Genomic DNA, 25588 nt, shown 5'->3' on the forward strand with positions numbered 1-25588 from the left:
ATGGATACGAAATACGAAACCCTCTTCGCCGCCGCCCGCCGCGCGGGAACCGAACTGGGCCGCACCGACGCCGCGACGCTGGGCCGCGCCGTCACGACGGCCGCCCGGCTGCTCCGGACACACGCCGACAGTCTGCTGGAGGCCAACGCCCTCGACCTCGCGGCGATGGCCGCCGACTCGCCCCTGCGCGACCGGCTGCGGCTGACGCCCGAACGCATCGCAGGCATCGCCTCCGACATGGAGGCCGTCGCCGGGCTCCCCGCACCGCAGGGCACGACGATCGACGAGTGGACCCGCCCCAACGGGCTGTCGATCCGCAAGGTCCGCGTGCCGTTCGGCGTCGTGGGAATGATCTGCGAGGCGCGTCCGAACGTCACGGCCGACATCTTCTCGCTGTGTCTCAGGACGGGCAACGCCTGCGTGCTGAAAGGCGGCAGCGACGCCCGCCGCTCCAACGAGGCCATCGCCGCCCTGCTCCACGAAGCGCTCCGCAGCGAGGGCATCGACCCGGCGGCCTTCACCCTGCTGCCCTCCGACCACGAAGCCGTGGCGGCGCTGCTCGGGGCCGTGGGCTACGTCGATGTGGTGATCCCCCGCGGCGGTGCCGGACTGATCCGCTTCGTGCGCGAGAACGCCCGCATTCCCGTTATCGAGACCGGCGCGGGCATCGTCCACACCTATTTCGACGCGGACGGCGACCTGGCGAAAGGCCGCGCCGTAATCTGCAACGCCAAGACGCGGCGCGTGAGCGTCTGCAACGCCCTCGACTGCCTCGTCGTCCACCGCAGCCGCCTCGGGGAGCTGGCCGAACTGTGCGACCCGATGGCCGCCGCACGGGTCACGATCTACGCCGACGCAGAGGCTTACGCCGCCCTCGCGGGCCGCTACCCCGCCAGCCTGCTCCGCCCCGCCGAGGAGAAGCATTTCGGCACCGAGTTCCTCGACTACAAACTGGCGGTCAAAACCGTCGGTTCGCTCGACGAAGCCCTGGCCCACATCGAACGCTACTCCTCGCGCCACAGCGAGGCGATCGTCACCGAGAATGCGGAGACGGCGCGGCTGTTCACGCAGCGGACCGACGCGGCGTGCGTCTATGTCAACGTCTCGACGGCCTTCACCGACGGAGGCCAGTTCGGATTCGGCGCCGAGGTCGGAATCTCGACCCAGAAGCTCCACGCCCGGGGCCCGATGGGGCTCCCCGAACTCACGACCTACAAGTACGTCGTTTCGGGCGACGGGCAGACCCGGGACTCCTGAGATGCAATTCCGATAATTTTTCCACCTATTCGGGCAAAAAATAGAACGAATCGTTAGCATTTTTTGCTTAAATTTGCTGCATCGTAAAATAATGCCTATATTTAGCTTATGATTCGTGAACTTTTGGCCGTGGGGCTCGGCGGCGCCGCCGGCAGCGTCGTCCGCTACATGCTTTCGGCATGGCTGCTGGCAGGACACACGCTGCTGGGATTTCCCGCCGGAACGTTCGCGGTCAATGCCGTCGGATCGCTGCTGATCGGCATCCTGCTGGAAACGATCTCGTCGGCCGCGGCAGGATGGTTGCTCATCGCAGGATTCTGCGGAGGCTTCACCACTTTCTCGACCTTCTCGGCCGACGCCGTGCGGCTGTTGCGCGCCGGGAATTACGGCCCCGCGGCGGCCTATATCGCGCTGAGCGTCGTGACGTGCATCGCTTTCGCGGCCCTGGGGATGTGGATCAGAGCGCAAATTGCACGTAATTAAAAATGAAAAATTAAGAATTAAAAATAACCTACAACCCGGTTGAAATCCCGGCTGACAACCCGGACGAAATCCCGGTCGCGCCGCGACAAGCCCCTCCCGAGGGAGGGGTTTGGGGTGGGGTCAGACTTGTAAACGACGCCGACGGCGGCGACAACACCGGCCGGTAATGAAAAAGCATACATAATAAAGTAAAACTTAAAAATAAGGTAAATGGTAATTCTGGTTTTGAACTGCGGTTCGTCGTCGATCAAGTATCAGGTGATCGACATGGAGCCGTCGTCGAGCAAGCTGCTCGCAAAAGGACTCGTAGAACGCATCGGCCTCCCGGAAGGCGATCTGACCCATAAACCCGTAGGCAAGGAGAATTTCGAACTGCATCAGCCGATCCCCGACCACACGACGGGTATCAAACTCGTGCTCGACGCCCTGACGGACCCCGCGCACGGCGTGATCGCGTCGCTCGACGAGGTGAAGGCCGTCGGTCACCGCGTGGCCCACGGCGGCGAGTTCTTCCCCGAGAGCTGCATCGTCACCGAAGATACGAAGGAGAAGATCCGTTCGTTGTTCGAGATCGCCCCGCTGCACAACCCCGCCAACCTCGAAGGCGTGCTTTCGATCGAAAAGGTGCTGCCGGGCGTTCCGCAGGTCACGGTCTTCGACACCTCGTTCCACCAGTCGATCCCCGCGGTGAACTACATGTACGCCCTGCCCCACGCCTACTACGAGAAATACCGCGTGCGCAAGTACGGCTTCCACGGCACCAGCCACAAGTACGTGGCCAAGGTGGGCGCCGAGCTCGCCGGGCTGGATTTCCACCACTCGCGGATCATCACCTGCCACATCGGCAACGGCGGTTCGGTGACGGCCGTCCTCGACGGCAAGTCGTTCGACACGTCGATGGGATTCTCGCCGCTGGACGGTCTGGTGATGGGCACCCGCTGCGGACAGGTGGACGCCAGCGCCATCACGTTCATCGGTGAGAAGGAGGGCATGAGCTACGCCCAGCTCAACGAGATGATGAACAAGAAATCGGGCGTGCAGGGCTTGACGGACATTTCGAGCGACATGCGCGACATCGACCGGGCCTACGACGAGGGCAATCCCCGCGCGATTCTGGCGCGCGACATGTACTACGCCCGCATCAAGAAGTTCATCGGCGAATACGCGGCCGAAATGGGCGGCGTGGATCTGATCGTCTTCACGGGCGGCGTGGGCGAGAACTCGTGCGAGATGCGCGAGGAGGTGTGCCGCGGACTGGAATTCATGGGCGTCCGGTTCGACCCGGCGGCCAACAAGGGCGCCCGGGGCGTGAACAAGATCCTCTCGGCCGCCGATTCGAAAGTCAAGGTAGCGACCATCGCCACCAACGAGGAGCTGGTGATCGCCACGGACACCTACAACCTGGTAAAATAAACGTTCAACTTTAACACATTAAATACCGTCATAACCATGATTCAGCATCTTACCGAAATCGTCGAGGAGGCGAGAAAACGGGGTAAAAAACGTCTGGCCGTCGCTTACGGACAGGATTCGCATACGCTGGAAGCCGTCTACGAGGCTTACAAGGAGGGGCTCGTGGAGCCCACGCTCTTCGGCGACAAGGAGGTCATCAAACAGGTCTGCGAGGAGAACGGCATCGACATCAAGGCTTTCAACATCGTCGATGAACCCAACGACGTGAAATGCGTCCAGCAGGCCGTCGCATCGGTCGTTTCGGGCAACGCCGACGTTCTGATGAAAGGTCTCGTATCGACCGACAAATACATGCGCGGCATCCTCAACAAGGAGGCCGGACTGTTCCCCCCGAAGGGCGTGCTGAGCCACGTAGCGATCGTCGAGATGCCCTGCTACCACAAACTGCTCATCATTTCGGACGTTGCCGTGATTCCGCTTCCGGACTTCAAGCAGAAGATGGTGCAGATCGGCTACCTGGCCCGCACGGCGAACCTGCTGGGCATCGAGGCCCCGAAAATCGCCTGCATCGCCCCCTCGGAGCAGCTGCTCCCCAACGTGATCTCCTCGACCGAAGGCGCGCTGCTGGCCAAGATGGCCGACCGCGGCCAGCTGGGCAAGGTCGTCGTTGACGGCCCGCTGTCGCTCGACGTGGCGCTCTACAAGGAGGTGGCCGAACACAAGAAGGTCAAGGGTTCGTCGGTGGCCGGCGATCCGGACTGCCTGCTGTTCCCCAACATCGAATCGGCGAACGTCTTCTTCAAGTCGGTGACGCACCTCTGCGGCGGCGAACTGGCGGCGATGGTCATGGGCACGAAGGTCCCCTGCGTGCTGACCTCCCGCGGCGACACGAGCAAGACCAAGCTCTTCTCCATCGCCCTGGCCTGCCTGGCAGTGAAAAAATAAAACCCGGACACGGGGCTAACCCAAACCATTAACGAACCGAGAACTTATGGGCTACAAAGTTTTAGCGATAAATCCCGGCTCAACATCCACGAAGGTCGCCCTCTACGACGAGGAGCGGCCTTTGTTGGATCTGACCCTGCGCCACTCGACCGAAGAGATCTCCCGATTCGCCAATGTCATCGACCAGCTCGACTGGCGCCGGGGACTGATCCTCTCGGCCCTGCGCGAACAGTCGTTCAACCTGAAAGATCTGTCGGCCGTGATCGGCCGCGGAGGACTGATACGCCCCATCCCCGCCGGAGTCTACGAGGTCAACTCCCGGATGCGCTACGACCTGCGCAACGCCCCGATGAAGCACGCCTGCAACCTCGGGGGACTGCTCGCGGCGCAGATCGCCCACATGGCGGGCGTGAAAGCCTACATAGCCGACCCCCCGGTGGTCGATGAGATGGACGACGCAGCCCGCATCACGGGTATGCCGATGTGCCCGCGCAAGCCGATCTTCCACGCCCTGAACCAGAAGGCCATCGCGCGCCTGCACTGCGGCCGCATGGGCTGGACCTACGAGGAATCGAACCTGATCGTGGCCCACATGGGCGGCGGCATCTCGGTCGCGGCGCACAGACAGGGCCGCATCGTCGATGTCAACAACGCCCTCGACGGCGACGGGCCCTTCGCCCCGGACCGTGCGGGCAGCATCCCGTCGAGCGAGCTCATCAAGGTCTGCTTCTCGGGACAGTACACGAAAGAGGAGCTGTTGAAATTCATTTCGAGCAAAGGCGGTCTGGTGGCCTACCTGGGGACCAATTCGGTCATTCAGGTCATGGAACGCATCGAAAAAGGCGACCAGCGGGCCAAAAAGGTGCTGGAATCCATGTGTTACAACATCTCGAAACAGATCGGCGCCATGGCCGGAGCCCTTTCGGGCAAGGTTCAGGCGATCCTGCTCACGGGCGGCATCGCCTACAACGAACCCATCGTGGAGTATATCCGCGAACATTGCGGCTTCATTGCACCCGTCGAGGTCTACCCCGGGGAGAACGAGCTCGAAGCATTGGTCATGAACGCACTGGTCGTACTTCGGGGCGTCATCACCCCGAAGGTCTACCAATAGCCCGCATCATCCATCCGGAAAACGAAAAGACCGCCTAAACGGGGCGGTCTTTCTTTTTCAGCTGCCGGCGCACGATGGCGACCACCTCGCGGAAAGCCTCCAACCGGAACAGCGCCGAGAGCAGCAGGTAACAGAGCGCCCCCGCCGCGATCTCGGCGACCAGCCGCAGCAGGTCATTGCCGGGAACCGCCGCCGTGAGCCGCACGACGGCGTACATCGCCGCGGAAAGCAACGCCGGAGGCAGCAGCGTCCGCGCGAACCGCGCGCACGAGAGCGTCGTGAAACGGGTCGTGGCGAGGAAATTGACCGCCATTTCGCAGAACGCAATGGCCACCAGTCCCCACACCACGGCCGTCACGCTGCGGGGGATGGTCACGGCGAAGATCGCCGTCATCAGCAGCTTCTTCACCACTTCGAGGCGCACGAGCAGCGGCCCCGAGCAGCGGACTTTCAGGATGTTATAGGCGATCACCGCGATCGGCGAGAAGAGCCCCGCCAGACACACCACCTCGAAATAGGGCGCTGTGGACATCCAGCCCTCCCCCAGCAGAACGGCGAACATGTCGTGCGCCACGGCCGACATCCCCGCCATGATCGGGAACATCACATACGCCACGACCATCACCACCTGGCGGTAGCTTTCGGCCAGCTTCAGGGCGTCGTCCCGGATCTTCGAAAAGGCCGGGAAGGTGACGTTCTGCACCGCCTGCATCCCGGTCGTCGCGGGCATGTCCTTCAGCTTGACCGCCTGGTCATACGATCCGAGCGTCGCCGCAGGATAGAGCTTTCCGAGGAAAAACTGAGGTATCTTGTTGTAGAAATTCGAAATCAGATCGGTCACCATCAGACTGCACCCGAAAGGCGCCATCTCGCGCAGGGGCTTCACGCTGCACCGCCCGCGGGGCCGCCAGTCGCTCAGCCACCACAGGATCGCGGTCCTCGCGCCGACGGTTATCACCCGCTCGGCCACGAGGCTCCAGATGCCCCACCCGGCCAGCGCACAGCCGATGGCGGCGAATCCGCCCACGAGCGACGATGCGAAAGTCACCTTCGACAGCAGCGCGAAGCGGAACTGACGGATGAAGATCGTGTTCTGCACGGCGCACAGGGCGTTCAGCGGCAGCAGCAGGAAAAACACCGGAGCGATCCGCGCGATCTGGGGCATGTCGTACCAGCGCGCCGCAAAGGGCATCAGCGCCATCAGCGCAACGTAGAGCGCCAGCGACACGGCCATATTGAAGAGGAATACCGACTTGTAATCGCTCTGCGAGGGGTCGCGGTGGCGGATCAGACTCTGCGAAAAGCCGCTGTCCACGACCACCAGCAGGATGGTCGCCACAGCCGACGGGATGGACATGAATCCGAGGATGTCGGGCGTCAGCAGGCGCAGAATGACCAGCCGCACGGCCATAGCCAGCAGCATCGACCCGATCTTCTCGGCCATACTCCACGCCACGCCCTGCGCGACCTTCTCTCTGAGCTGTCCCCCCAACGGTCCGGTTTTTACTTGCCCTGCGCGGCGATGATCTCCTCGTTGCGCTTGCGGATGTTGTGCACGTTGGCGATCTCGACGTAGGAGGCGCCTCCGTCGGGACCGAAACTGCCGCCCACGATGGCCAGCAGGTCTTCGTCCTGCAATTTCTTATACTGGTCGATGAACTCCAGCGCATCGACCAGGAAGTGATAGCGGTCCGTAAGCTCCTGGTTGCGGAGGATCGGCACCACGCCGTACGACAGGGCCAGAATGCGCTGGGCATGGAGCTGATAGCAGACGGCCATCACGGTCTTGCGGCCTCGGAACGCCGCCAGATAGCGGCCCGTGCGGCCCGTCTTGGTGTCGAGCACCACATATTTGATCGGCAGGTTCGTGGAGGCGCGCACGGCCGAACGGGCCAGCTGGGCCGTGATCTCGTGGTTCACCGAAACCATGTCCATGTCGATCATGGGTTTGAAATGCGTCTCGTCGCGTTCGATCTCGCGGGCGATGCGGGCCATCGTTTCGACCGACTCCACGGGGAAATCGCCCATAGCGGTCTCGTCGCTCAGCATCACGGCGTCCACACGCTCGTAGATGGCGCTGGCCACGTCGCTCACCTCGGCGCGCGTCGGGCGCGGGGACTTGACCATCGAATAGAGCATCTGCGTGGCGATGATCACGGGACGCTTGGCGCAGATGCACTTCTCGACGATGCGCCGCTGCGTGTTGGGAATCACCTCGGCCGGGAGCTCCACCCCGAGGTCGCCGCGGGCGACCATGATGCCGTACGACGCCTCGATGATCTCGTCGATGTTGTCCAGTCCCTCCTGGTTCTCGATCTTCGAGATGATCTTGATGTTGCTGCCGCGGGCGTCGAGAATCTCCTGCACGGCCCGGATGTCGCGGGCCGAGCGCACGAACGAGTGCGCGATGAAATCGACATCGTTCTTCACGGCCCACTCGATGAAGCGGCGGTCCTTCTCCGTCACCGACGGCAGGTCGATCGACACGCCCGGCACGTTGACGCTCTTGCGCGACCGCATGGCGCCGCCCACGACGAATTCGCAGTCGAGTTCCTCGTCCGTCTTGCCCACGACGCGGATCTCCAGTTCGCCGTCGGCGATCAGCATCCGCGCCCCGACCGGAATGTCGCGCACGATCGAGGGAACATTCATGTAAACCACCTTGCGGGTGGTGAGGTCCGAACCGTCCGAACCGCGCACCGCCACCCGGTCGCCCGCGCGGAAATTGATGCTGTTCCCGTATTCGTCGGCGATCGTCGTCACGCGGATCTCGGGGCCCTTGGTGTCGATCATGATCGGAATGGCCGGATTGACCCGGTGCACGATCTCGACGATACGGGTGGCGCCCTCCTCCGAGACGTGGGCCGAATTGATACGGATCACGTCCATTCCGGCGTCGAAAAGTTTCGAGACGAACTCCTCGGTGCAGCGGAAATCCGACATGGTGGCGACGATCTTGGTCTTTTTCATGCGATACATAGAGAGTAATGTTTTATTCTTTTAATCTTTTTTGCTTTTGATCTCAGAGGCTCTTTCCAGTATCCGGCTCTCAGCCGGACGTCATTGCGAGGCATCGTCAGATGCCGCGGCAATCTGCGGCAAAAGCCGGAAAGTTACGACACACCTATCCGGATTCCCACGCTCGCTGTCGTTCGCTCGGAATGACAGCAGAACCGCTTATCGCTTACCGAGCAGCAACGCCTCGACACCTAACCGATAGGAATTCAGTCCGAATCCCATGATCGACCCCGCGGCCACGGGGGCCAGCAGCGAAACATGGCGGAACTCCTCGCGGGCGAGGATCGACGAGATATGCACCTCGACCACCGGCACCGACACCGCCGACACGGCGTCGCGCAGCGCCACGGAGGTGTGCGTGTAACCGCCGGCGTTGAGCACCACGCCGTCGTAGCGGCCGTCGGCCTGCTGCACGGCGTCGATCAGTTCGCCTTCGATGTTCGACTGGAAATAGGCGAACTCCACCTCCGGATAGTGTGCCTTCAACCCTTCGAAATAGGATTCGAAAGTCTGCGATCCGTAAACTCCGGTGTCGCGCCGCCCCTGCAAATTGAGGTTCGGGCCGTTGAGAATCAATATTTTCATGTTTTCTGCTGTTTTTGTCCCTAACTTGCGGTCTGTCAAACCTCCGCAAAGATACGAATAAGCGAGGGCAATGTCAAATTTATTTGAACATTGCCGGGCGTGAGTATCTTCGGCACTGCCAAAGAGCGAATAAGCGAGGGCAAAAGCAGGTTTACTTGCATTTTGCCGGGCGAGAGTATTTGAAACATCCCGGCGATAGAAAAAGAACGAGCGGTTCCAAACCCGAATCGCAGACGGTCCGGCAAAAGGTCCCGACACTCTAAAAGCGCCGTTACGGCGCCGCAGTCAAAGTGCGAATAAGCGAGGGCAAAAGCAAGTTTACCTGCATTTTGCCGAGCGGGAGTATCTTCGGCGAAGCCGGAGATAGCTATTTTCGGCAAATTTCGGTACCTTTGCCCGTAACAACACGAAATACACATGACCGAATTCGGATTTATCGAGCAGATACACACCCGCTTCGCCTCCCTCCCCGACAACGGGTTCGAAGGCATCGGCGACGACTGCGCCGTGCTGCCCCTCGGCGGCGGCGAATCGCTGGTCTTCACCGCCGACCTGCTGACCGAGGGCGTCCACTTCCTGCGCGCCGCCACTACGCCCCGGGAGCTGGGAGGCAAATCCCTTGCCGTAAACCTCAGCGATGTCGCCGCGATGGGTGCCCGCCCCGTCGCCACGCTCCTCTCCATCGCCCTTCCGGCCGACGCCGCCGGCGCATGGGCGGCGGAGTTCATGGAGGGCTACCGGGAGCTGTCCGAAACGTTCGGCACGACCCTCATAGGAGGTGACACGACCCGTTCGGAGTCGGGCATCACGATCAACGTCACGGCCATCGGCCGCGCCCCTTCGGCGAACCTCAAACGCCGCAGCGACGCGCGCCCCGGCGACGTGATCTTCGCCGCGGGCGAGCTGGGCGCCTCGGGAGCCGGGCTCCGGGACATCCTCGCCGGACACTGCGACACCCCGCTGGCCGCCGTGCACCGCAACCCGCAGCCGCAGGTCGCCGAGGGCCTCTGGTTCGGGACCCGGCAGGAGGTGCACGCCATGATGGACCTTTCCGACGGTCTCGCCTCCGACCTGCGGCACATCCTCGACCGATCGGGGGTCGGCGCCGAGGTGGAGGTCGAACGCATCCCCGTCGCTCCGGGCGCCGACGTTCGCACGGCGGCCTGCGCGGGCGAGGACTACAAACTGCTGCTCACCGCGGCTCCCGAGGCCGCCGAACGCCTCGCCGCAGAGTTCGCGGCCCGCTTCGGAAGCCCCCTCCACCCCATCGGCCGCATCACCGCCGCACCGGGTCTCGTGTGGCTCCGCAACGGAAAACCCGAGCCGCTGGAGTGGCAGGGGTTCGAACATTACTGACGGCAAAGGAGCCCCGCGGGGCTGCCTTCTTTACTCCTTCATAATATATACGTGTTCGTTGCGCCGCTGCATGCGGTAATTCTCGCGGGCGTACTCCTCCAGATAATCGTCGTATTTCAGCCTTTCGAGCAAGGCGCTGTCCTGCCCGATCTTCTCCGTGTAGTAGGCTTGCTCGCGGGTCAGCAGGTTGATCTGGCGTTTGATCTTCACGGCATGCAGGGCGTTGCGCCCCACCATGAAAACGGTGAAGACGACGATAGCCGCCGTGGCGGCGATCCAGAATCTGCGTCCGAACTGAATTTTCATCTACGGTATGTGCATATACTTATGCGTCTGAATGGAGATATTCCACCGGGGATGCGCCTTGGCGTACTCGACCATCGCGGGCATCACCCGTTCGGCGACGCTCCATTCGGGTTGCAGGTAAAGCAGGCATTTTTCGCCCACGCGCGCGGCGTTCCGCTCGGCCCATTCGAAATCGGCCTCCGATTCGACGATCACTTTCAGCTCGTCGGCCCGCCCGTAAGCCTCCTCCAGCGGGGGCTGCTGACGCTTGGGCGAAAGGCACACCCAGTCGAAAACGCCGCTGAACGGATGCGATCCCGAGGTTTCCAAAAAGATCTCCAGCCCCTTCGCGTGCAGCGTCTCCGTCAGCACGCCCAGCGGATAGAGCAGCGGCTCGCCGCCCGTGATGACGATGGCCTGCGCCGGACACGCCGTCGCCCGGTCGATCACCGTCCGGACATCGGTCGGGGGATAGAGTTTCGGATTCCACGTGTACTTGGCGTCGCACCAGCGGCACCCCACGTCGCACCCGCCGAGGCGGATGAAATAGGCCGGCTTCCCGGCATGGAAACCCTCGCCCTGAATGGTGTAGAAATCCTCGACCAGCGGCAGCAGGCGCCCGCCGTCGAGCAATTCGCTATCGACTGTCACGGCCATCACTCCGTCACGACGTAAATGTCTTTCAGACTGCGGCCCAGCTGGTCGTAATCCAGCCCGTAGCCCACGATGAACTCGTTGCCGATCTCCATAGCGCGGTACTTGATGGGCAGCGTCTTGCGGTACGATCCGGGTTTGAAGAAGAGCGTGCAGACCTCGATCGACGCGGGTTTGCGGGCCTCCAGATCGTGAATCATGTGTTCGATCGACTCGCCCGTATCCACGATGTCCTCGACGATGATGACGTGGCGGCCTTCGATCGAGTTGTTCAGGCCGATCAGGCTCTTGACGCAGCCCGTCGAGCTGGTCCCGTCGTACGACGCCAGTTTGACGAACGAAAGTTCGTTCTGGAACTCGATCTTCTTGATCAGGTCGCTCATGAACATGAACGAACCGTTCAGAATACCCAGGAACAGCGGGGTTTCCTTTCCGGCGTAGTCGGCGTTGATGCGCTGCGCCACGGCTTCCACGGCCTCGTCGATTTTCGCGGCGGGAATCATGATCCTGAATTTCCGGTCGTGAAGTTGTATGATATTCTCCATTAAAGTACGGGATTATAGTTTAATAAGTGCAAAAATAACTATTTGCCCGAAACAAACGAAGAAACGGACGTTCTTTTTTCGCCGGACCGGATTCCGACGCGTCCGCCGCCCCTTCCGACGGATGCGGACGGCCCCGGATGCGACGGCCCGGTCCATGCCGCATGCGAAAGGAGGGGCTGACCGTCACGGCGCCCCTCCGGATGAACATTTCCGATAAATCTTGAACTTTTTATTTTATCGCTTATGGTAAGAAATGTTCATGTATCGCATTCATTCGCTCAATACGAAAGTATCATCGTCCCAATCTGTCAACTGAGCCAAAGAGCCGCCATAGGGCACCAGTCCGCAGCAGTTGAATGTGAAAGTCCGGCTCGCGCTGTCGTAGCCCGAATATTCGGGCGACGGGTCGATATAGAGCGACACCATGCCGTAACTCGGATGAGAGAATCCCGACGGGATCGTCACGCAGCCATCTGCGTCCGCGGGAACCGTGAAAGCGATCGCGGCGCCTCCGTCCCAGGTGAACTGCATGTTATAACCGGCGACGGAGTATCTCGTGCCGGCATTGTGGTACAATCCCGGCAGGCGGTAGAGTGAGGCGTTCTCCTCGGCGACCTCGATCGGCTGCTCCCAGGAAACGGTCTGTCCGAACATACCGGAGAGGATGGGCGAGGTATAGACGCCCTTTCCGTAATTTTTCCACGTATAATCCCTCGTCACCGTCAGCGAACATTCGGTGGCGTAGGGAAGATCGGTTTCGGATTGCAGGGTGACGGTGACGACATTCTCCTTGCCGATCGTCAGTTTCGCGCGGTCGAACGAGATTTTCAGCGGCGCGGCATATTCCCCGTTCTTGAACTCGACGGCCGCGGGCGCCGTGAAGGCGGAAGCGACGGCCGCGTCCGCCACAGCGACGGCGACGGACACCGACGCATTGCCCGCAGGCGTGGCGCGCAGCACCTCGATCGAATAGGCGTCTTCGAGCTCGGCGCTGACCGTATAGCTGTACGCAGTGTCGCCGAAGAAAGCCTCGTCGCCGCGGCCGGCATACGTGGTCATCTCCGTATCGTCGGAGCAGGCGGCCGCAAGGGAGAGTGCGGAAAGCAGAAACAGTGTTTTTATCTTTTTCATAGCATTATCGGATTGTGTCGTGGAACAATAGAGGGGCTAATTCTGGTCTTTCGACAGGTCGAGCGCCGAATTGGTGTCGAACTCCTTCTGCGGAATGGCCAGGATGAAACTGGGGTCGTTGGCCTTCTTCGAAACGGCACTCGGCTGCGTCTCCGTCCGCGTGTATGCGAGATTCAGACGCCTCAAGTCGGGCGTGCGGCCCATCCCCTCGCACCAGAGCTCGATGCGGCGCTGGAGCAGGATCTCATCGAGGAGCGTCTGAGGCTGCGCGTGCGTATCGAGGCTGACACTCGCCGAGTTGGCCAGACCGGATATGTCGCGCGGCTCGCTGTAACGCTTGTCGTAAAGCTCCTGCAACAAGCTCCGGGCCCCGTCGTAGTCTTCGGCGCGGCACTTGCATTCAGCCAGCGTCAACAGCATCTCTTCGGCCCGCAGGTTGATGATATCGGCGACGCCCGTCGAGGCATTCTGATAACCGAACTTGGTCTGCCAGTGAATTTCGGCGTCCTTGAAATCGGAATCATCGGCCACCAGCGGACTTTCGGCAGGCAGCGTGGCCCACGCACGGCGTTCGTCCGCATCGGTCATGCCCTCCTCGTAGAGCCAGTCGTCGAAACATTGCGGAGCCGAACTGCCGTAGGTTCCGTCGATGGCCATGTGCGAAACGAAGCTGCCGAACAGAGCGGCCTGCGAGGCGATGTATTCGAAAGCCCACAGCACGTCGCCGACGGAACGGTTGTTGAACTGCCCCAGCTCCGAAAGCGTGGCGACCCGTTTCAGTCCGTCTTTCTTCAAGGCGTTTTCGGCACAGGTCGCAGCCTGCGGATAGTTCTGCTGCCCCAGCGAAGCCCGGGCCCACAATCCGTAGGCCGTGTAGAGGTCGATGTGCGAGCTGTGCGCCTGCGGCATTCCGGCCGAAGCCAGATAATCCACCGCACGCTGGAAATCGCCGTTGATCTGCGTGAAGAGCCCTTCGATCGTACCCCGGCCCACGCCCTCGGTCTCCTTGTTCGTTCCTTTCGTATAGACGGGCACTCCGGACTTGTCCTTGTTCTCGGTATAGTTGCCCTGGCAGAACGACTCGTAAAGACAATAGTAGGAATAGGCGCGGATCGCATAGGCTTGTCCCAGCACATTCTGCCATTCGGCGTCGTCCTTGACGGCCTCTTCGTTGTCGAGGATGTAGTTCGCCTGCGAAATGAACGTATAGAACATGTTCCACGTGCCGTACTGACGCCCCGAGGTGTGGGTCCAGTCAGAAGCTACGCCGAACGAATAGTCGAAATAGAACCAGCCGTTGCCCTGGCTGTACTGGAAGTGATCCTCGCCCATCAGCGAACGGACCAGCGTGAAGCCGGCCAGTCCGGGATGTTCCGGCGACCAGTTAACGCTCCAACCGTTGGTGTACATCAGCCGGTAAATGCCATCCACGGCGCTCTGGGCCTTGCCGGCGTCTCCGAATATTTCCGCACCCGAAAGCGAACCGGCCGGAGCCGTATCCAGCATATCCTTCGAGCAGGACACGGAAAGGAGTGCGGCGCAACCCGTTATGATAAGAATATAGAGTATTTTTTTCATGGTTGTCCGAATTTAATTAGAACTTGAGATCGAGATTGAACGATACGGTGCGCGTCGGAGCATAGGCGTACGAAGTGCCGCCGGTGAGCGAATACTGCGGGTCCATGCCCTTCAGATGCGTGAAGATGCAGAGGTTGTCCACCGAAGCCGAGACACGGGCCGCCTTGAAGCCGATTTTCGAAGTCCACCGCCGGGGCAGCGTATAGCCCAGCGTGATGTTCTTGATCGAGAAATAGGAGGCATCGACCAGCTTGTCGTCCGTGACGATGGGGGTTTCGCCGATCGTGTATTTGGGAACGTCCGTCACGTCGCCCGGCTTCCGCCATGCACGCAGCATGTCCTTGTGTTTGGCCTGTGCCGTGTAGTAGCAGCTCATGAATTCGTAATACACGCCGTCGTAGTTCTTGCCGCCGATCGAATAGTTCGTCGAGATCGAGAAATCGAGGTTCTTCCAGCGCAGCGACGTGGAGAGCGACCCGTAGAGATCGGGAATGCGGCTTCCGGCGATGACGCGGTTCGCCTGGGCCACGGTCGTCGATTTGGTGATGTAGTCGTTGCCGTCCTTGTCCGTCGCCCAATACATCTTCTCACCGGTCATCGGATCGACTCCGGCCGAACGGGCCACGTAATAGGAGTAGAGCGTTTCGCCTTCGCGGATGATCTGCGTCGAACCGATGATGTCCTTGCCGTCCTCGGTCAGTTTGAGCACCTTGTTGCTGACGGTCGATCCCATCCACGTCACGCTCCACTGGAAATCCCGGCGGTCGAAGATCCGTCCCGTGACGGCGAATTCGATACCGCGGTTGCGCATCTCGCCCGAGTTGCGGTAGTAGCTGTCGAAGCCCGACGAGGAGGCGAGCGGATAGCTCAGCAGCATGTCGGTCGTCTTCCGGTTGTAGAACTCGAAGCTCAGGTCGATACGGTCCAGCAGGCGGGCTTCGAGACCGACGTTGAGATTGTGGTTCGACTCCCAGGTCAGATCCTCGTTGGCCACGTCGTTGATGGTCGCACCGGGAAGCGTGGCATTCGGAGAGCCGGTGTCATACAGCGCCTGATAGGCATAGTAGGAACCCACGCTGTTGTTGCCCTGCACGCCGTAGGAGAATTTCAGCGTCAGGTTGTTCAGCCACGAGATGTCGCGCATGAACGCCTCCTGCGACATGCGCCACGAAGCTCCCACGGACCAGAAGTTGCCCCAGCGGGTGCTGCGGGCGAAGCGCGACGAACCGTCGGTGCGCCAGCTTCCGGAAAGGTAGTACTTGTCGTCGTAGCTGTAACCGATGCGCGAGAAGACCGATTCGATGCGGTCTTCGTCCGTCGAGCTGCCCGTGCCGACGATGACGGCCGCCGCATCCAGTTCGTAGATGCCGCCGCCGGGAAGCCCGGTCTTGTGACCGGAGAGGTCCGAGGTCGTATAGGCGTAGTACTCGTGTCCGAGAAGCAGGTCGATATTGTGCCGGTCGAACGTGCGGTTATAGGAGAGCAGCTGGTTGAACGTATAGCCGAGCGACGTGGTGTTCGTTTTCTGGATACGTCCGCCGACCGACTCGGCGTTCCCGAAGAAGGGGTTATAATAGGTCATGGACTGCGAGTTGTAGTAGTCGGTGCCGAAGTTGAGCTGGAATTTCAGCCCCTCGCTCCAGTGGTCGCCGATGCCCATGAAATCCATATGCGCGCGAGCCGAAAGCGAATAGGAGGTCTGCGCATATTTGTCGTCGTAGAGCGTAGCGATGCTGTTGAAGTTGGTCTGCTGGCCCGAAGGACGCGAAGATCCGTAGTCGAACTGCTTCCGGCCGTTCGCGTCGCGCAGATAGTCGCCCGTCTCGGGATCGCGCTGGTAGACCGGATAGATCGGGGCCATCATCTGCGCCGAAAAGAACACGTTGGAGGTAGCGCTCGCAGAGGTCTGGGAGGAGTTGGTCGAATTGCGGGCGAAGTTCGCGCCCATGCCCGCCGCGAACCAGGGCTTCGCCTGCGTTTCGACGTTCAGACGCCCCGAATAGCGTTCGAAGTTGGTCGTTTTAAGCACGCCGTCCTCGTTCAGGTAACCCAGCGAGAACATATACTGGGTCTTCTCGTTGCCGCCCGAAACGCTGGCGCCGTATTCCTGCCGGAGCGCGGCGTTGTCGGTCACTTCATCGAGCCAGTCTTCGTCCCACAGCAGTTTCGCATCGTCGCGCACCTTGCCGTCGGCGGTGAAGAGCTGCGCCAGGGGAACGTCGTAGGGATTGTACATCTCATTGCTGCCGAAAATGCGTTTCGAGCCCGATGCCATCTGCGCGACGGCATTGCTGCCGTAGTCGTTGTAGAAGGCCGAATACATGATCTCCATGAAGTCCCTGGCCCCGACCGTTTCGTAGCGGGGAATGGCCCGCGAAGAGACGCCCACGTTGATTTTCAGTTCCACGTTCGTCTCGTTGCGATTGCCTTTCTTCGTGTTGATGAGCACGACGCCGTTGGCGCCGCGGGCACCGTAGAGCACCGACGCCGAAGCGTCTTTCAGGATGCTGATGCTGGCGATGTCGTCGGGGTTGATGGCCGAGATGGCTCCGTCGTAGGGAATGCCGTCCACGACGTAGAGCGGCGTCGATGAAGCGTTGATCGAGCCGAAGCCGCGGATGGCGACCGTCGTGCCCGATCCGGGCTGTCCGGAGCCGGAAGTGACCTGCACGCCCGGAGCCAGACCGTCCAGCGCCTTGGTGACGTTGGAAACCTTGCGGTGTTCCAGCTCCTCGCCCTTGACGACGGCGACGGAACCCGTGAACGACTCTTTCTTGGCCGTACCGTAAGCGACGACGATCACGTCGTCGATGGCATGCGTATCTTCTTTCAGCGCGATGTCGAGGCGCGTTTTCCCCGCGATGTTCACACTCTTCGAGGCATAGCCGATGAACGAAACGACCAGCGTGCCGTCGGCGGGAGCCTGAACGGAAAAGCGGCCTTCGGCATTGGTGGTTGTTCCGATCGAGGTCCCCTCTACGAGCACGGTAGCGCCGGCGATCGGCTTGCCGTCCACACCCTTGACCGTACCGGAGATCCGTTTATTTTGCGCCAGGGCCAATGCACCCGCACTCAAAACGATCATAATGAGTAGTACAAATTTTCTCATAAGCCTAAGTTTGAGTTAATAAAACCTTTAATATCTCCTTTTAAGAGATATGCTTTCGCGGGCAAAGGTAGGCAAAAAATCGTTACGATCAATATCCGGGCTTATAATTTTGAAGTCCCGATTGCAAAAATGTTCGCATAAAAGGGCGATTGTTGACCCAAAAACGGCCTGAAAAAATCATTAACGGCCATCCGTACAGTGCTTACAATCCGTAAGTATATCTCTTAAAAGGAGATTCGATCTCTCATCCCAGATCCTCTTCCGACAACGAATTTATAACCAACCGGTTCGCCTGATCCACGACGGCCGTATCCAGCGAAGCGAGATAAATCCTCGTGGTGGCTTCCGAATCGTGGCCCATGCTCTCGCTGATGACCGAAAGCGGGATATTCCGGCTGCGGGCGACGCTCGCCCACGTGTGGCGCGCGACGTACATGGTGAGCGGAACGGCCAGCCCCAGTTCCCGGCCGAGTTTCCGCAGGTTGCGGTTGATCAGGTGTCCGACATTCTTATACTGCCGGCGTTCGTCGGAGTCGCTGCGGACAAGAATCGGCAGCAGGTAGGCCGGATTTCCGTTGGGATAGCGCTCCACGATCTGCTGCATGCAGGGCTCCCAGCGGATCGAAAGCCGCTGCCCGGTCTTTTTCCGGCAGTAGGTGAGCATGCCGTTTTGCAGGTCCTCCCTTTTCAGGTAGGCCATGTCCACGAACGACATCCCGCGCAGGTAGAAACTCAGCAGGAACATGTTCCGGGCATAGTCCATCTGAGGGCGGGACGCCAGCTCCATGTCGCGGATTCGCCGGAGCGCATCGAGCGCCAGGGCCCGTTTCGCGGTCTTGGCAATGCCGGTGTAGACGTGTTTGAACGGATGTCGCTGCGTGCAGAAACCCTCCTCCACGGCCCGGTTGTACACCGCCCGCAGGATGCGGAGGTAGAAGGACGAGGTGTTTTTGCTCACGCCCGTCATTTTGAGATGCAGTTCATACGCGACCATGATCTCCGAGTCGATCTCCCCGAAACGCATGTCCCGTCCTTTTCGGAAACGGGTGAAGTTGCGCAGGGTCGTATCGTAGGTCTCGCAGGTCCGTATCCGTCCCTGCCGGCGCAGCCGGCCGATCATCTCCTTCATGAATCCGAACAGCGTATCGGCGCCCTCCGGGGCCGAATAATCCGCCAGAATGTCGGCGTACGTATAGGTTCTCAGCTCCTGCTCGTAAGAGGCGATGATCCGGTTCAGCCGGTCGGTATCCCCGGCGACGCGGTCTTGCAGCACGGCGAGGTAGTTTTTACGCCCTTCATCGGAGCCCGGCGGGATGAGAATGCCTCCCGAGCGTTCGTCCCACTCCGAGGGGAAGAGTTTGTAGCCGGTGCGGATGCGGTGGGACCGGCGGTTGTGGATGATCCGGTAGAACAGGGTGCCCTCCTTGCCATCGACGGTCGAGGGCCGGAATTTAGGTTTTACGGTTGCCATATTGCTGTCACTTCTTTGATTATCCTGCAATAATACGGCAAGACGGATGCAAAACAAGCACGGTCGATGCGGAATCGGCCCGATACGCCCCGGGAATTGCAAATGCCGCCCGCGCCGGGAGGGACGATTCGTGAAAACGGCACGCGAAAATCGTAAATTTTTGATATGCGATCGACAAAAATACTCCGGGAATTACAGTTAATTTGCATACCAAACCAAAATACATCATCAAAAATGAATGCCATTAAAAGTATATTTCCGCAGCGGCTCGTGAAATCTCTGCTGACCGCAGGAATGTTTTGCATGGGAATCTCCGCCTGCGCCGACGACACCGCCGCCCCGGAAAAGTCGTTTTCCATAGCGGACATCGCGGAACTGGAGCGTTTCTACGACAGTTACGCCAACAAACGAATCGAGCTTCCGGGCAGCGGATACGAATCGGGCGACATCGTGCAGTTCATCGACACGGGCATTTCGCACAATACTTATACGATGCAATACGAACAGACCGGAGACGGTTTGCTCGTCACGCTGCCGGACAATCTGGCGAGCAGCGAATACGGCATATATATCGTGCGCGGAGGCATGAAATTCCTGTATGGCAAGAGCTATTTCGGACGTTTCGACAGCCGCCGGCTGACCGCCGGGAACCATCCCCGCCTGTTGATGGACTCCTCGGATTTCGAGACGCTGAAAGCCCAGCTGGCCGTCGCCGACCCGACATCGCTGCTGGCCCGCATGCACACTGAGTGCATGGTCGTGGCCGACGCATGGGGCATGTCGGACAGCGAACTGGCCTTCGAGCTCGACGCCTCGGGCAAACGCATTCTCACCGTCGCCCGGGAGGCTCTCCAACGCATTTTCACCTGTGCCTACGCCTACCGGATCACGGGCGACACGAAATATCTGGAACATGCGGAACGGGACATCAACACAGTCTGCGATTTCGAAAGCTGGAACGCGAAACGGCATTTCCTCGACGTTGCCGAGCTGTCGGTGGCCGTGGGACTGGGCTACGACTGGCTCTACCATGAATTGAAGCCCGAAACCCGGGCCAATGCCGAACGCGCATTGCAGGAGTACGCCTTCCAGCCCGCCGAGGAGAAGGTCTGGAACCTCAATTTCTACGAGTCCGGCAGCAACTGGAATCAGGTCTGCAACTGCGGCATGGTCTGCGGGGCGCTGGCCATCTACGAAACCTGCCCCGCACGCGCCGCGGCGCTGATCGAGAAGAGCATCGACTCGAACCTCAACATCCTGCTGGAGATGTACGCCCCCGACGGCAACTACCCCGAAGGTTACAGCTACTGGGGCTACGGCACGACCTTCGAGTGCCTGATGATGGCGCTCCTGGACAGCACCGTGGGGACGGACAACGGACTGAGCGCCTCCCCCGGCTTCTCCCGCACGGGCAACTACATGCTCCACATGATCGGCCGGAACGGCAGTTTCAACTACTCGGACAACGGCTCGGCCGCCTATACGGAGCTCCCGATGTGGTACTTCGCCGACAAACTCGGCGATGTCTCCCTGCTGCACTACGAGCTCCGCATGCTGGACATCCAGCCTCACCGCAGTTCGTGCGCCGAAAAGCGGCTGCTGCCGATGGTGATGCCGTTCGTCAGCCGGCTGAATCCGGGCACGGTGCCGCCGCCGTCGGACAAGGTATGGGCGGGCAACGGCAAAACCCCGGTCGTGCTGGTCCGCACCGGCTGGGCCTGGGACGAAACGGACCGTTTCCTGGGGCTGAAAGGCGGCAAAGCCTCCACGAGCCACGGTCACATGGATGCCGGTTCGTTCGTCTACGACGCTGAAAACGTGCGCTGGGCCACGGATCTCGGCAGCGAAAACTACACGACCCTCGAAGTCAACATCGGCAACGGCCCGACATGGGACATGACGCAGAACTCCCTGCGGTGGGACGTATTCAAACTGAACAACCGACAGCACAACACGCTGACGATAAACGACTCGAAACATCTGGTTGACGGCTTCGCCCCGATCGTGTCCGTCATCGACACCGAGACGGAACAGGGCGGGACGCTCGACCTGTCGCCGGTCTTCGCGGACGAGGCCGCCTCGGTGGTCCGGACGGGCAAAATCGTCAACAACGACTATCTGCTGATCATCGACGAGGTGACGGCCCGCGCCGACAAGGAGGCGCGAATCCGCTGGACGCTGGTGACGGAGACCGCGCCGACGGTCGAAGAGACGCGGATCGTGCTGACGGCGACCAACGGAAAGACGATGTTCCTCGCGGCCGAAGCCGGAGAGACGCCGGTCACTTACAGGAGTTTCCCCGACGAACCCTCGACCGATTATGAAACGCCGCTTCCGACCGTCAGCATCGTGGGCTACGAGGCGACGGTTCCGGCCGGACAGAGCGTGACGTTCCGGACGAAGCTGGCCCGGGAGCTGTGATCCGGCGCCCGCCCTCTTCGTCGAAAAACTTTCTCTTTCCTGAAAATCGGCATATTCCGTTCGGTTTCGTTATATTTGAGTACGATATCCGCCGATTTTCAATATCCGATTACGAATGGGAAACCTTTATCTTTCGAAAGCAGCAATCGTACTGTCCCTGCTGTGTTCGGGGCTGTTCCGCACGGAGGCGCAGGCCGGACCGCAGCTCATCCGGCATCTGCCCAATCTGACGATCAACGGATTCGTGCAGGATCAGGTCGGATACGTGTGGATCGCCACCAACAACGGGCTCTGCCGCTACAACGGCCAGGTGTACCGTTACTATCAGCACGAATCGGAAGAGCCCTATTCGCTTCCCGACAACCGGGTCCATGCCCTTCACGTCGATGACTCCGGCGTGTTGTGGATCGTCTCCGACAGCGGCATCAGCACCTACGATTCGGGGCACGACGGATTCGAGAGCGTCCTGCGCGGCAGCGGGCTGCACGGCATCGTTCCGCTGGGCTCCCGGATCGTCTGCTACGGCACGGGCGGCATGGTGCTCGTGGACGCCGCGGACCGCACGGTCCTGCAACGGAAACACGCTCCCCGCCACTGCCCCGCCGTGCTCGAATCCGACGGAAAAGAGCATCTGTGGGGCGGGCTGCCCGGCAAGCGCTCTGCACTCCTCCGCTACGACCGCGATCTGAACCTCTGCGACTCGGCCGCCCTGCCCCGCGCGACGGAATTCCGGAGCAGCTGCCGCGACACGCTCGGCCGCATCTGGTTCGGGTTGCAGCAGGGAATCTTCGTACTCGATCCCGAGACGCGTCAGGCCGCGGCCGACCCCGCCCTGACGCGCTGCGCGAACCGGATGTCCGGCCATTGCGTGACCATGCTCTTTCCGGATCGGTCCGGAATGGTCCACATCGGCACCCAGGGCAGCAACATCCACATGTTCAACGTCCCGAACGGCGTCGCCGAATACAACATCGCCTATCGGTTCCATCTGAGCCACACGAGCGATTTCCGGTGCGGGTTCAGCGACTCGGAGAACAACATCTGGATCGGCACGGGAGACCGGGGCTACGCGGTGAGGCACTCGCAGCGCAAGAACTTCAACTCCGCCTCCCGCCTTGCGCGGCTGACGCAGGGCAAATACATCAACGCCGTCTCCGCCCGGAAAGACGGCACGCTGTGGATCGGGAGCCGCTACAAGGGGCTGCTGGCCTACAATCCCGACGCTCCGGCGCTGTGGTACACCGTCTCGAACTGCGATTTCATGTCGCGGATCGCCAGCAACGGCATCGAATCACTGCATACGGGCTCGGACGAACGGCTGTGGATCAACATCAACGACCGCATCGTGGTCTGCACGACGGATCGCAGCCGCATCACCGGACACACGCTGCTGGCGGAGCGCGCCACGGTCAACCGGTTCTGCGAAGACTCCGGCAAACGGATGTGGGCCGCGACCGAAAAGGGCATTTTCGTATGGAAGGACGACGCTCCTGCGGGCCGGCTCTTCGCCGGCTGCGACGTGCAGGACATCATCCCACTCGACGGCGACAGACTGCTGGCCGCCGTATCGGGCCGGGGCATCTTCACCGTCAGCACGCGCGATTTCAGCAGCAGCCTCTATCTCCAGCCGACCGACAGCATGACGGCCGGGGCGCTGCGCCGCCCGTCGTGCCTGCTGCGGAGAAGCGACGGCTCGCTGTGGATCGGCACCCGCTTCGACGGGGTCGTGCGCTACGACCCCCGGCAGGGTTTCCGCTCGTACACGCTCCACAGCGGAATGGCCAGCAACGAGATCTCCGACATGACCGAGGATGCCATCGGAAACGTATGGGTGAGCACCTCCTACGGACTCTCGCTCATTTCGCCCGCCTTCGAGCACGTCATCACCTACTTCCAGTCCGACCGGTTGCAGACCCAGCAGTTCTGCCCGCATTGCAGCCTCTCATCGCCGACGGCGCTCTACTTCGGCGGCAACACGGGACTGGCCCAGTTCTCGCCGCAGCGCATTCTGTCGAAGATCTCGCAGCAGCCCGTACCGCTGGTGCTCCGGGAGATCCGGGTCAACAGCGTGGCCCTGACGCCTTCGAAAACGGGCCCCCTGACGAAGCCGCTCAACGACACCGAACGCATCGTGCTCGGGCACAAGCAGCGCAACATCGACATCAGCTACGAAGCCGTGGCGTTCCTCTCGCCGGAGAAGATCCGTTTCGCCTATCGGCTGTGCGGCCGCAATGTCGATAACGAATGGCAATACGTCGAGAACCTGAGCATGGCCAACTACTCCCACCTGCCGGCAGGGCATTACGTCTTCGAACTGAAGGCGCGGAATCCGGACGGGTTCTGGAACGAGGAGCCGCGGCGGCTGGAGATCGTCGTCCGGCCCTCGCCGTTGCTGACGTGGTACGCCTTTCTCGTCTATGCGCTCGTCATAGTCGGGGGCACGGGCTTCGCCAACCGGCTCTATCTGCACCGGAAGCGGCAGAAAATGGAACTGGAGCTGGCGCGCACGAAACTCAAAAGGGAGGAGGAGCTCACCAACATGAAGATCAACTTCTTCACGAACATCTCCCACGAACTGCGGACTCCCCTGTCGCTGATCTACGGCCCGGTCAACATGCTGCCGGGAGTGACCGACAAGAACTGGATGCGGGAGCTGATCGGCCTGATCAACTACAATGTCCAGAAACTGCTCGATCTGGTCGATCAGACGCTCGCGCTGAGCCGCATCGAAAACGACACGCTGCCCCTCTCGGTCTGCCGGCAGGACATTCTGCCCCACGTCCGGCGGCTGATGAACAGCTTCACCTGCTATGCCCGCGAGAAAGAGATCACGGTCGATCTGGATCTCCCTGCGGAACGGCTCGTCGTCGCCGTGGACATCGACAAGTTCGGCAAGATTCTGTCGAACCTGGTCTCCAACGCCCTGAAATACACCCCGAAGGAGGGGCACGTGGAGGTGCGCATCTCCCTCGGAACGGAACTCCCGGCGGCACTTGCGGAAGCGGTCCCGGCGGCGCAGTATCTGACGGTCAGCGTAACGGACAACGGCATCGGAATGAGCGAAGAGGATGTCTCCCGCATTTTCGAACGTTACAAACGGCTGACCCACAGCGAACGAAGCACGGCCGGCACGGGAATCGGGCTCCACTACGTCAAACAGCTGCTGCTGGTGCACAAGGGAAGCATCGCGGCGGAGGTGCGCCCCGAAGGCGGGATGCGTTTCACGTTTGCCATCCCCGTGGACGAATCGCTCTACGAGCTGACGGCCGAGCCGGCGACCCCGGCCGAATTCATCAACGGACTCGGCTCCGCCGCACCCATCGTCCCCGATTTCGCACCGGAACCGGACGGAGCGGAGGTCGGAACGCTCCCGAAAATCGTCATCGTCGAGGACAATTTGCAGCTGCTGTACTACTGCAAGATGATCTTCGCGCACCGCTTCCGCGTGCTGACGGCCGACAACGGCGCCGACGGGCTCACGCTGATCCACGACGAGATGCCGGACGTGGTGATCACCGATGTCCTGATGTCGCAGATGGACGGGTACGAACTCTGCCACCGCATCAAGCACGACCTGGCTCTGAGCCACATTCCGGTCGTCATTCTCACGGCCAAGATCTCCGACCAGGACAAAATCACGGGCTACCAGGAAGGGGCCGATGTCTATATGACCAAGCCGTTCAGTCCGGAGCTGTTGCAGACGGTCGTAGACAACCTCCTCACTTCGCGCAAACGGCTGCGCGACATGCTGCTTTCGCAGGCCCGCAGGCCGCAGGAGGCGGAACCGGAGAACGGGGAGATCCATCTGTCGGCCGCCGACAGGACCTTCATGGACAAGCTCTGCGGAATCATCGACGAGAACATTTCGGACAATTCGCTCAGCACCGACACCGTCTGTACGGCCATGTGCATGAGCCGCGCCAGCCTGTTCCGCAAGATCAAGTCGCTGACGGGCGTCTCCCTGAACCGCTTCATCCTGATCTACCGCCTGAACCGTGCGGCCGAGATGGTGCGCAGCCGCGAATACCGCTTCAACGAGATCGCCGACATGCTGGGATTCTCCACCCAATCGCACTTCTCCTACTGTTTCAAACAGCAATTCGGCATGTCGCCGAGGGAATACGCCTCCCGGTCGTAATTTCCGGCCCTGACATGCGCGTATTCGCGGTTTTACGAAACTTTTTAAGACTCCTTCGACAGAAAGTTCCGTCCGGGGCGAATAA

At 60.9% G+C, this 25588-nt stretch carries 19 protein-coding genes; 8 read left to right on the forward strand and 11 right to left on the reverse strand.

The genetic code is table 11. From position 1 onward, the window contains the following. The 5 genes from WMO46_RS11440 (at position 1) to buk (ending at position 5212) form a co-directional block, all read left to right on the forward strand. On the forward strand, positions 1–1257 hold the full coding sequence (locus tag WMO46_RS11440; protein ID WP_349094404.1) for a glutamate-5-semialdehyde dehydrogenase: 1257 nt from the start codon (positions 1–3) through the stop codon (positions 1255–1257). 108 nt (positions 1258–1365) lie between these two features. After that, positions 1366–1740, forward strand: a complete 375-nt coding sequence (gene crcB, locus WMO46_RS11445) for a fluoride efflux transporter CrcB (RefSeq protein WP_302588470.1) — start codon at positions 1366–1368, stop codon at positions 1738–1740. 210 nt (positions 1741–1950) lie between these two features. Next, positions 1951–3153, forward strand: a complete 1203-nt coding sequence (locus WMO46_RS11450) for an acetate/propionate family kinase (protein ID WP_195497745.1) — start codon at positions 1951–1953, stop codon at positions 3151–3153. A 36-nt stretch (positions 3154–3189) separates the two neighbouring features. Next, positions 3190–4098: a phosphate acyltransferase gene (locus WMO46_RS11455; RefSeq protein WP_019151014.1), complete on the forward strand. Its 909-nt coding sequence runs from the start codon at positions 3190–3192 to the stop codon at positions 4096–4098. Positions 4099–4144: 46 nt separating this feature from the next. After that, positions 4145–5212 (forward strand): butyrate kinase, encoded by a 1068-nt coding sequence (gene buk / locus WMO46_RS11460; protein WP_026076585.1) that lies wholly within the window; start codon positions 4145–4147, stop codon positions 5210–5212. Between the two features lie 34 nt (positions 5213–5246). Here buk and WMO46_RS11465 read toward each other — a convergent pair whose 3' ends face one another. The 3 genes from WMO46_RS11465 to aroQ all read right to left on the reverse strand — a co-directional run bounded on the left by WMO46_RS11465 (position 5247) and on the right by aroQ (position 8815). Beyond that, positions 5247–6704: a lipopolysaccharide biosynthesis protein gene (locus tag WMO46_RS11465; protein WP_349094405.1), complete on the reverse strand. Its 1458-nt coding sequence runs from the start codon at positions 6702–6704 to the stop codon at positions 5247–5249. Positions 6705–6715: 11 nt separating this feature from the next. After that, on the reverse strand, positions 6716–8191 hold the full coding sequence (pyk, locus tag WMO46_RS11470; RefSeq protein WP_195497743.1) for a pyruvate kinase: 1476 nt from the start codon (positions 8189–8191) through the stop codon (positions 6716–6718). 198 nt (positions 8192–8389) lie between these two features. Further along, complete coding sequence (aroQ, locus tag WMO46_RS11475) at positions 8390–8815, reverse strand: type II 3-dehydroquinate dehydratase (RefSeq protein ID WP_019151018.1); 426 nt, start codon at positions 8813–8815, stop codon at positions 8390–8392. Between the two features lie 417 nt (positions 8816–9232). Here aroQ and thiL point away from each other — a divergent pair, with 417 nt between their 5' ends. Beyond that, positions 9233–10171 carry a thiamine-phosphate kinase gene (gene thiL / locus WMO46_RS11480; protein ID WP_278964268.1) on the forward strand — a complete coding sequence of 313 codons (939 nt, stop codon included), beginning with the start codon at positions 9233–9235 and terminating at the stop codon, positions 10169–10171. Between the two features lie 30 nt (positions 10172–10201). Here thiL and WMO46_RS11485 read toward each other — a convergent pair whose 3' ends face one another. From WMO46_RS11485 to WMO46_RS11520, 8 genes are all read right to left on the reverse strand, one after another. After that, positions 10202–10477 (reverse strand): FtsB family cell division protein, encoded by a 276-nt coding sequence (locus tag WMO46_RS11485; protein ID WP_019151020.1) that lies wholly within the window; start codon positions 10475–10477, stop codon positions 10202–10204. Further along, complete coding sequence (locus WMO46_RS11490; RefSeq protein WP_276761967.1) at positions 10478–11113, reverse strand: 7-carboxy-7-deazaguanine synthase QueE; 636 nt, start codon at positions 11111–11113, stop codon at positions 10478–10480. Next, complete coding sequence (gene hpt / locus WMO46_RS11495) at positions 11113–11655, reverse strand: hypoxanthine phosphoribosyltransferase (protein WP_019151022.1); 543 nt, start codon at positions 11653–11655, stop codon at positions 11113–11115. Before hpt ends, WMO46_RS11490 begins: the two co-directional genes overlap by 1 nt. A 270-nt stretch (positions 11656–11925) precedes the next feature. Continuing rightward, a complete protein-coding gene (locus WMO46_RS11500) occupies positions 11926–12786 on the reverse strand; it encodes a hypothetical protein (RefSeq protein ID WP_276761903.1) in 861 nt (286 codons plus the stop codon). 36 nt (positions 12787–12822) lie between these two features. Then, entirely contained in the window at positions 12823–14364 is a 1542-nt protein-coding gene (locus WMO46_RS11505) for a RagB/SusD family nutrient uptake outer membrane protein (RefSeq protein ID WP_278964272.1), read from the reverse strand. A 16-nt stretch (positions 14365–14380) separates the two neighbouring features. Next, the gene (locus WMO46_RS11510) at positions 14381–17473 is read right to left on the reverse strand and encodes a SusC/RagA family TonB-linked outer membrane protein (protein WP_242493217.1); all 3093 of its coding nucleotides are present in this window, start codon (positions 17471–17473) and stop codon (positions 14381–14383) included. Between the two features lie 244 nt (positions 17474–17717). Then, positions 17718–18944 carry a site-specific integrase gene (locus WMO46_RS11515; RefSeq protein ID WP_019151026.1) on the reverse strand — a complete coding sequence of 409 codons (1227 nt, stop codon included), beginning with the start codon at positions 18942–18944 and terminating at the stop codon, positions 17718–17720. Further along, positions 18932–19189 (reverse strand): hypothetical protein, encoded by a 258-nt coding sequence (locus WMO46_RS11520; RefSeq protein WP_129651800.1) that lies wholly within the window; start codon positions 19187–19189, stop codon positions 18932–18934. The genes WMO46_RS11515 and WMO46_RS11520 overlap by 13 nt, the downstream gene beginning before the upstream one ends. On the opposite strand from WMO46_RS11520, the gene WMO46_RS11525 reads away from it, so the two are divergent. After that, a complete protein-coding gene (locus WMO46_RS11525; protein ID WP_278964277.1) occupies positions 19179–21365 on the forward strand; it encodes a heparinase II/III domain-containing protein in 2187 nt (728 codons plus the stop codon). The genes WMO46_RS11520 and WMO46_RS11525 overlap by 11 nt on opposite strands. Before the next feature lie 115 nt (positions 21366–21480). Next, positions 21481–25503, forward strand: a complete 4023-nt coding sequence (locus WMO46_RS11530) for a hybrid sensor histidine kinase/response regulator transcription factor (protein WP_349094407.1) — start codon at positions 21481–21483, stop codon at positions 25501–25503. Positions 25504–25588 lie beyond the last annotated feature (85 nt).

It is taken from the genome of Alistipes intestinihominis, assembly GCF_040095975.1.
Taxonomy (GTDB): domain Bacteria; phylum Bacteroidota; class Bacteroidia; order Bacteroidales; family Rikenellaceae; genus Alistipes; species Alistipes senegalensis.

Coding starts and splice junctions, on each gene's coding strand:
- WMO46_RS11440 (WP_349094404.1), top strand. CDS start 1: ATGGATACGAAATACGAAACCCTCTTCGCCGCCGCCCGCCGCGCGGGA.
- WMO46_RS11490 (WP_276761967.1), bottom strand. CDS start 11,113: ATGGCCGTGACAGTCGATAGCGAATTGCTCGACGGCGGGCGCCTGCTG.
- WMO46_RS11510 (WP_242493217.1), bottom strand. CDS start 17,473: ATGAGAAAATTTGTACTACTCATTATGATCGTTTTGAGTGCGGGTGCA.
- WMO46_RS11500 (WP_276761903.1), bottom strand. CDS start 12,786: ATGAAAAAGATAAAAACACTGTTTCTGCTTTCCGCACTCTCCCTTGCG.
- WMO46_RS11455 (WP_019151014.1), top strand. CDS start 3,190: ATGATTCAGCATCTTACCGAAATCGTCGAGGAGGCGAGAAAACGGGGT.
- WMO46_RS11450 (WP_195497745.1), top strand. CDS start 1,951: ATGGTAATTCTGGTTTTGAACTGCGGTTCGTCGTCGATCAAGTATCAG.
- WMO46_RS11515 (WP_019151026.1), bottom strand. CDS start 18,944: ATGGCAACCGTAAAACCTAAATTCCGGCCCTCGACCGTCGATGGCAAG.
- WMO46_RS11530 (WP_349094407.1), top strand. CDS start 21,481: ATGGGAAACCTTTATCTTTCGAAAGCAGCAATCGTACTGTCCCTGCTG.
- WMO46_RS11520 (WP_129651800.1), bottom strand. CDS start 19,189: ATGGCATTCATTTTTGATGATGTATTTTGGTTTGGTATGCAAATTAAC.
- thiL (WP_278964268.1), top strand. CDS start 9,233: ATGACCGAATTCGGATTTATCGAGCAGATACACACCCGCTTCGCCTCC.
- crcB (WP_302588470.1), top strand. CDS start 1,366: ATGATTCGTGAACTTTTGGCCGTGGGGCTCGGCGGCGCCGCCGGCAGC.
- aroQ (WP_019151018.1), bottom strand. CDS start 8,815: ATGAAAATATTGATTCTCAACGGCCCGAACCTCAATTTGCAGGGGCGG.
- buk (WP_026076585.1), top strand. CDS start 4,145: ATGGGCTACAAAGTTTTAGCGATAAATCCCGGCTCAACATCCACGAAG.
- hpt (WP_019151022.1), bottom strand. CDS start 11,655: ATGGAGAATATCATACAACTTCACGACCGGAAATTCAGGATCATGATT.
- WMO46_RS11525 (WP_278964277.1), top strand. CDS start 19,179: ATGAATGCCATTAAAAGTATATTTCCGCAGCGGCTCGTGAAATCTCTG.
- WMO46_RS11505 (WP_278964272.1), bottom strand. CDS start 14,364: ATGAAAAAAATACTCTATATTCTTATCATAACGGGTTGCGCCGCACTC.
- WMO46_RS11485 (WP_019151020.1), bottom strand. CDS start 10,477: ATGAAAATTCAGTTCGGACGCAGATTCTGGATCGCCGCCACGGCGGCT.
- pyk (WP_195497743.1), bottom strand. CDS start 8,191: ATGTATCGCATGAAAAAGACCAAGATCGTCGCCACCATGTCGGATTTC.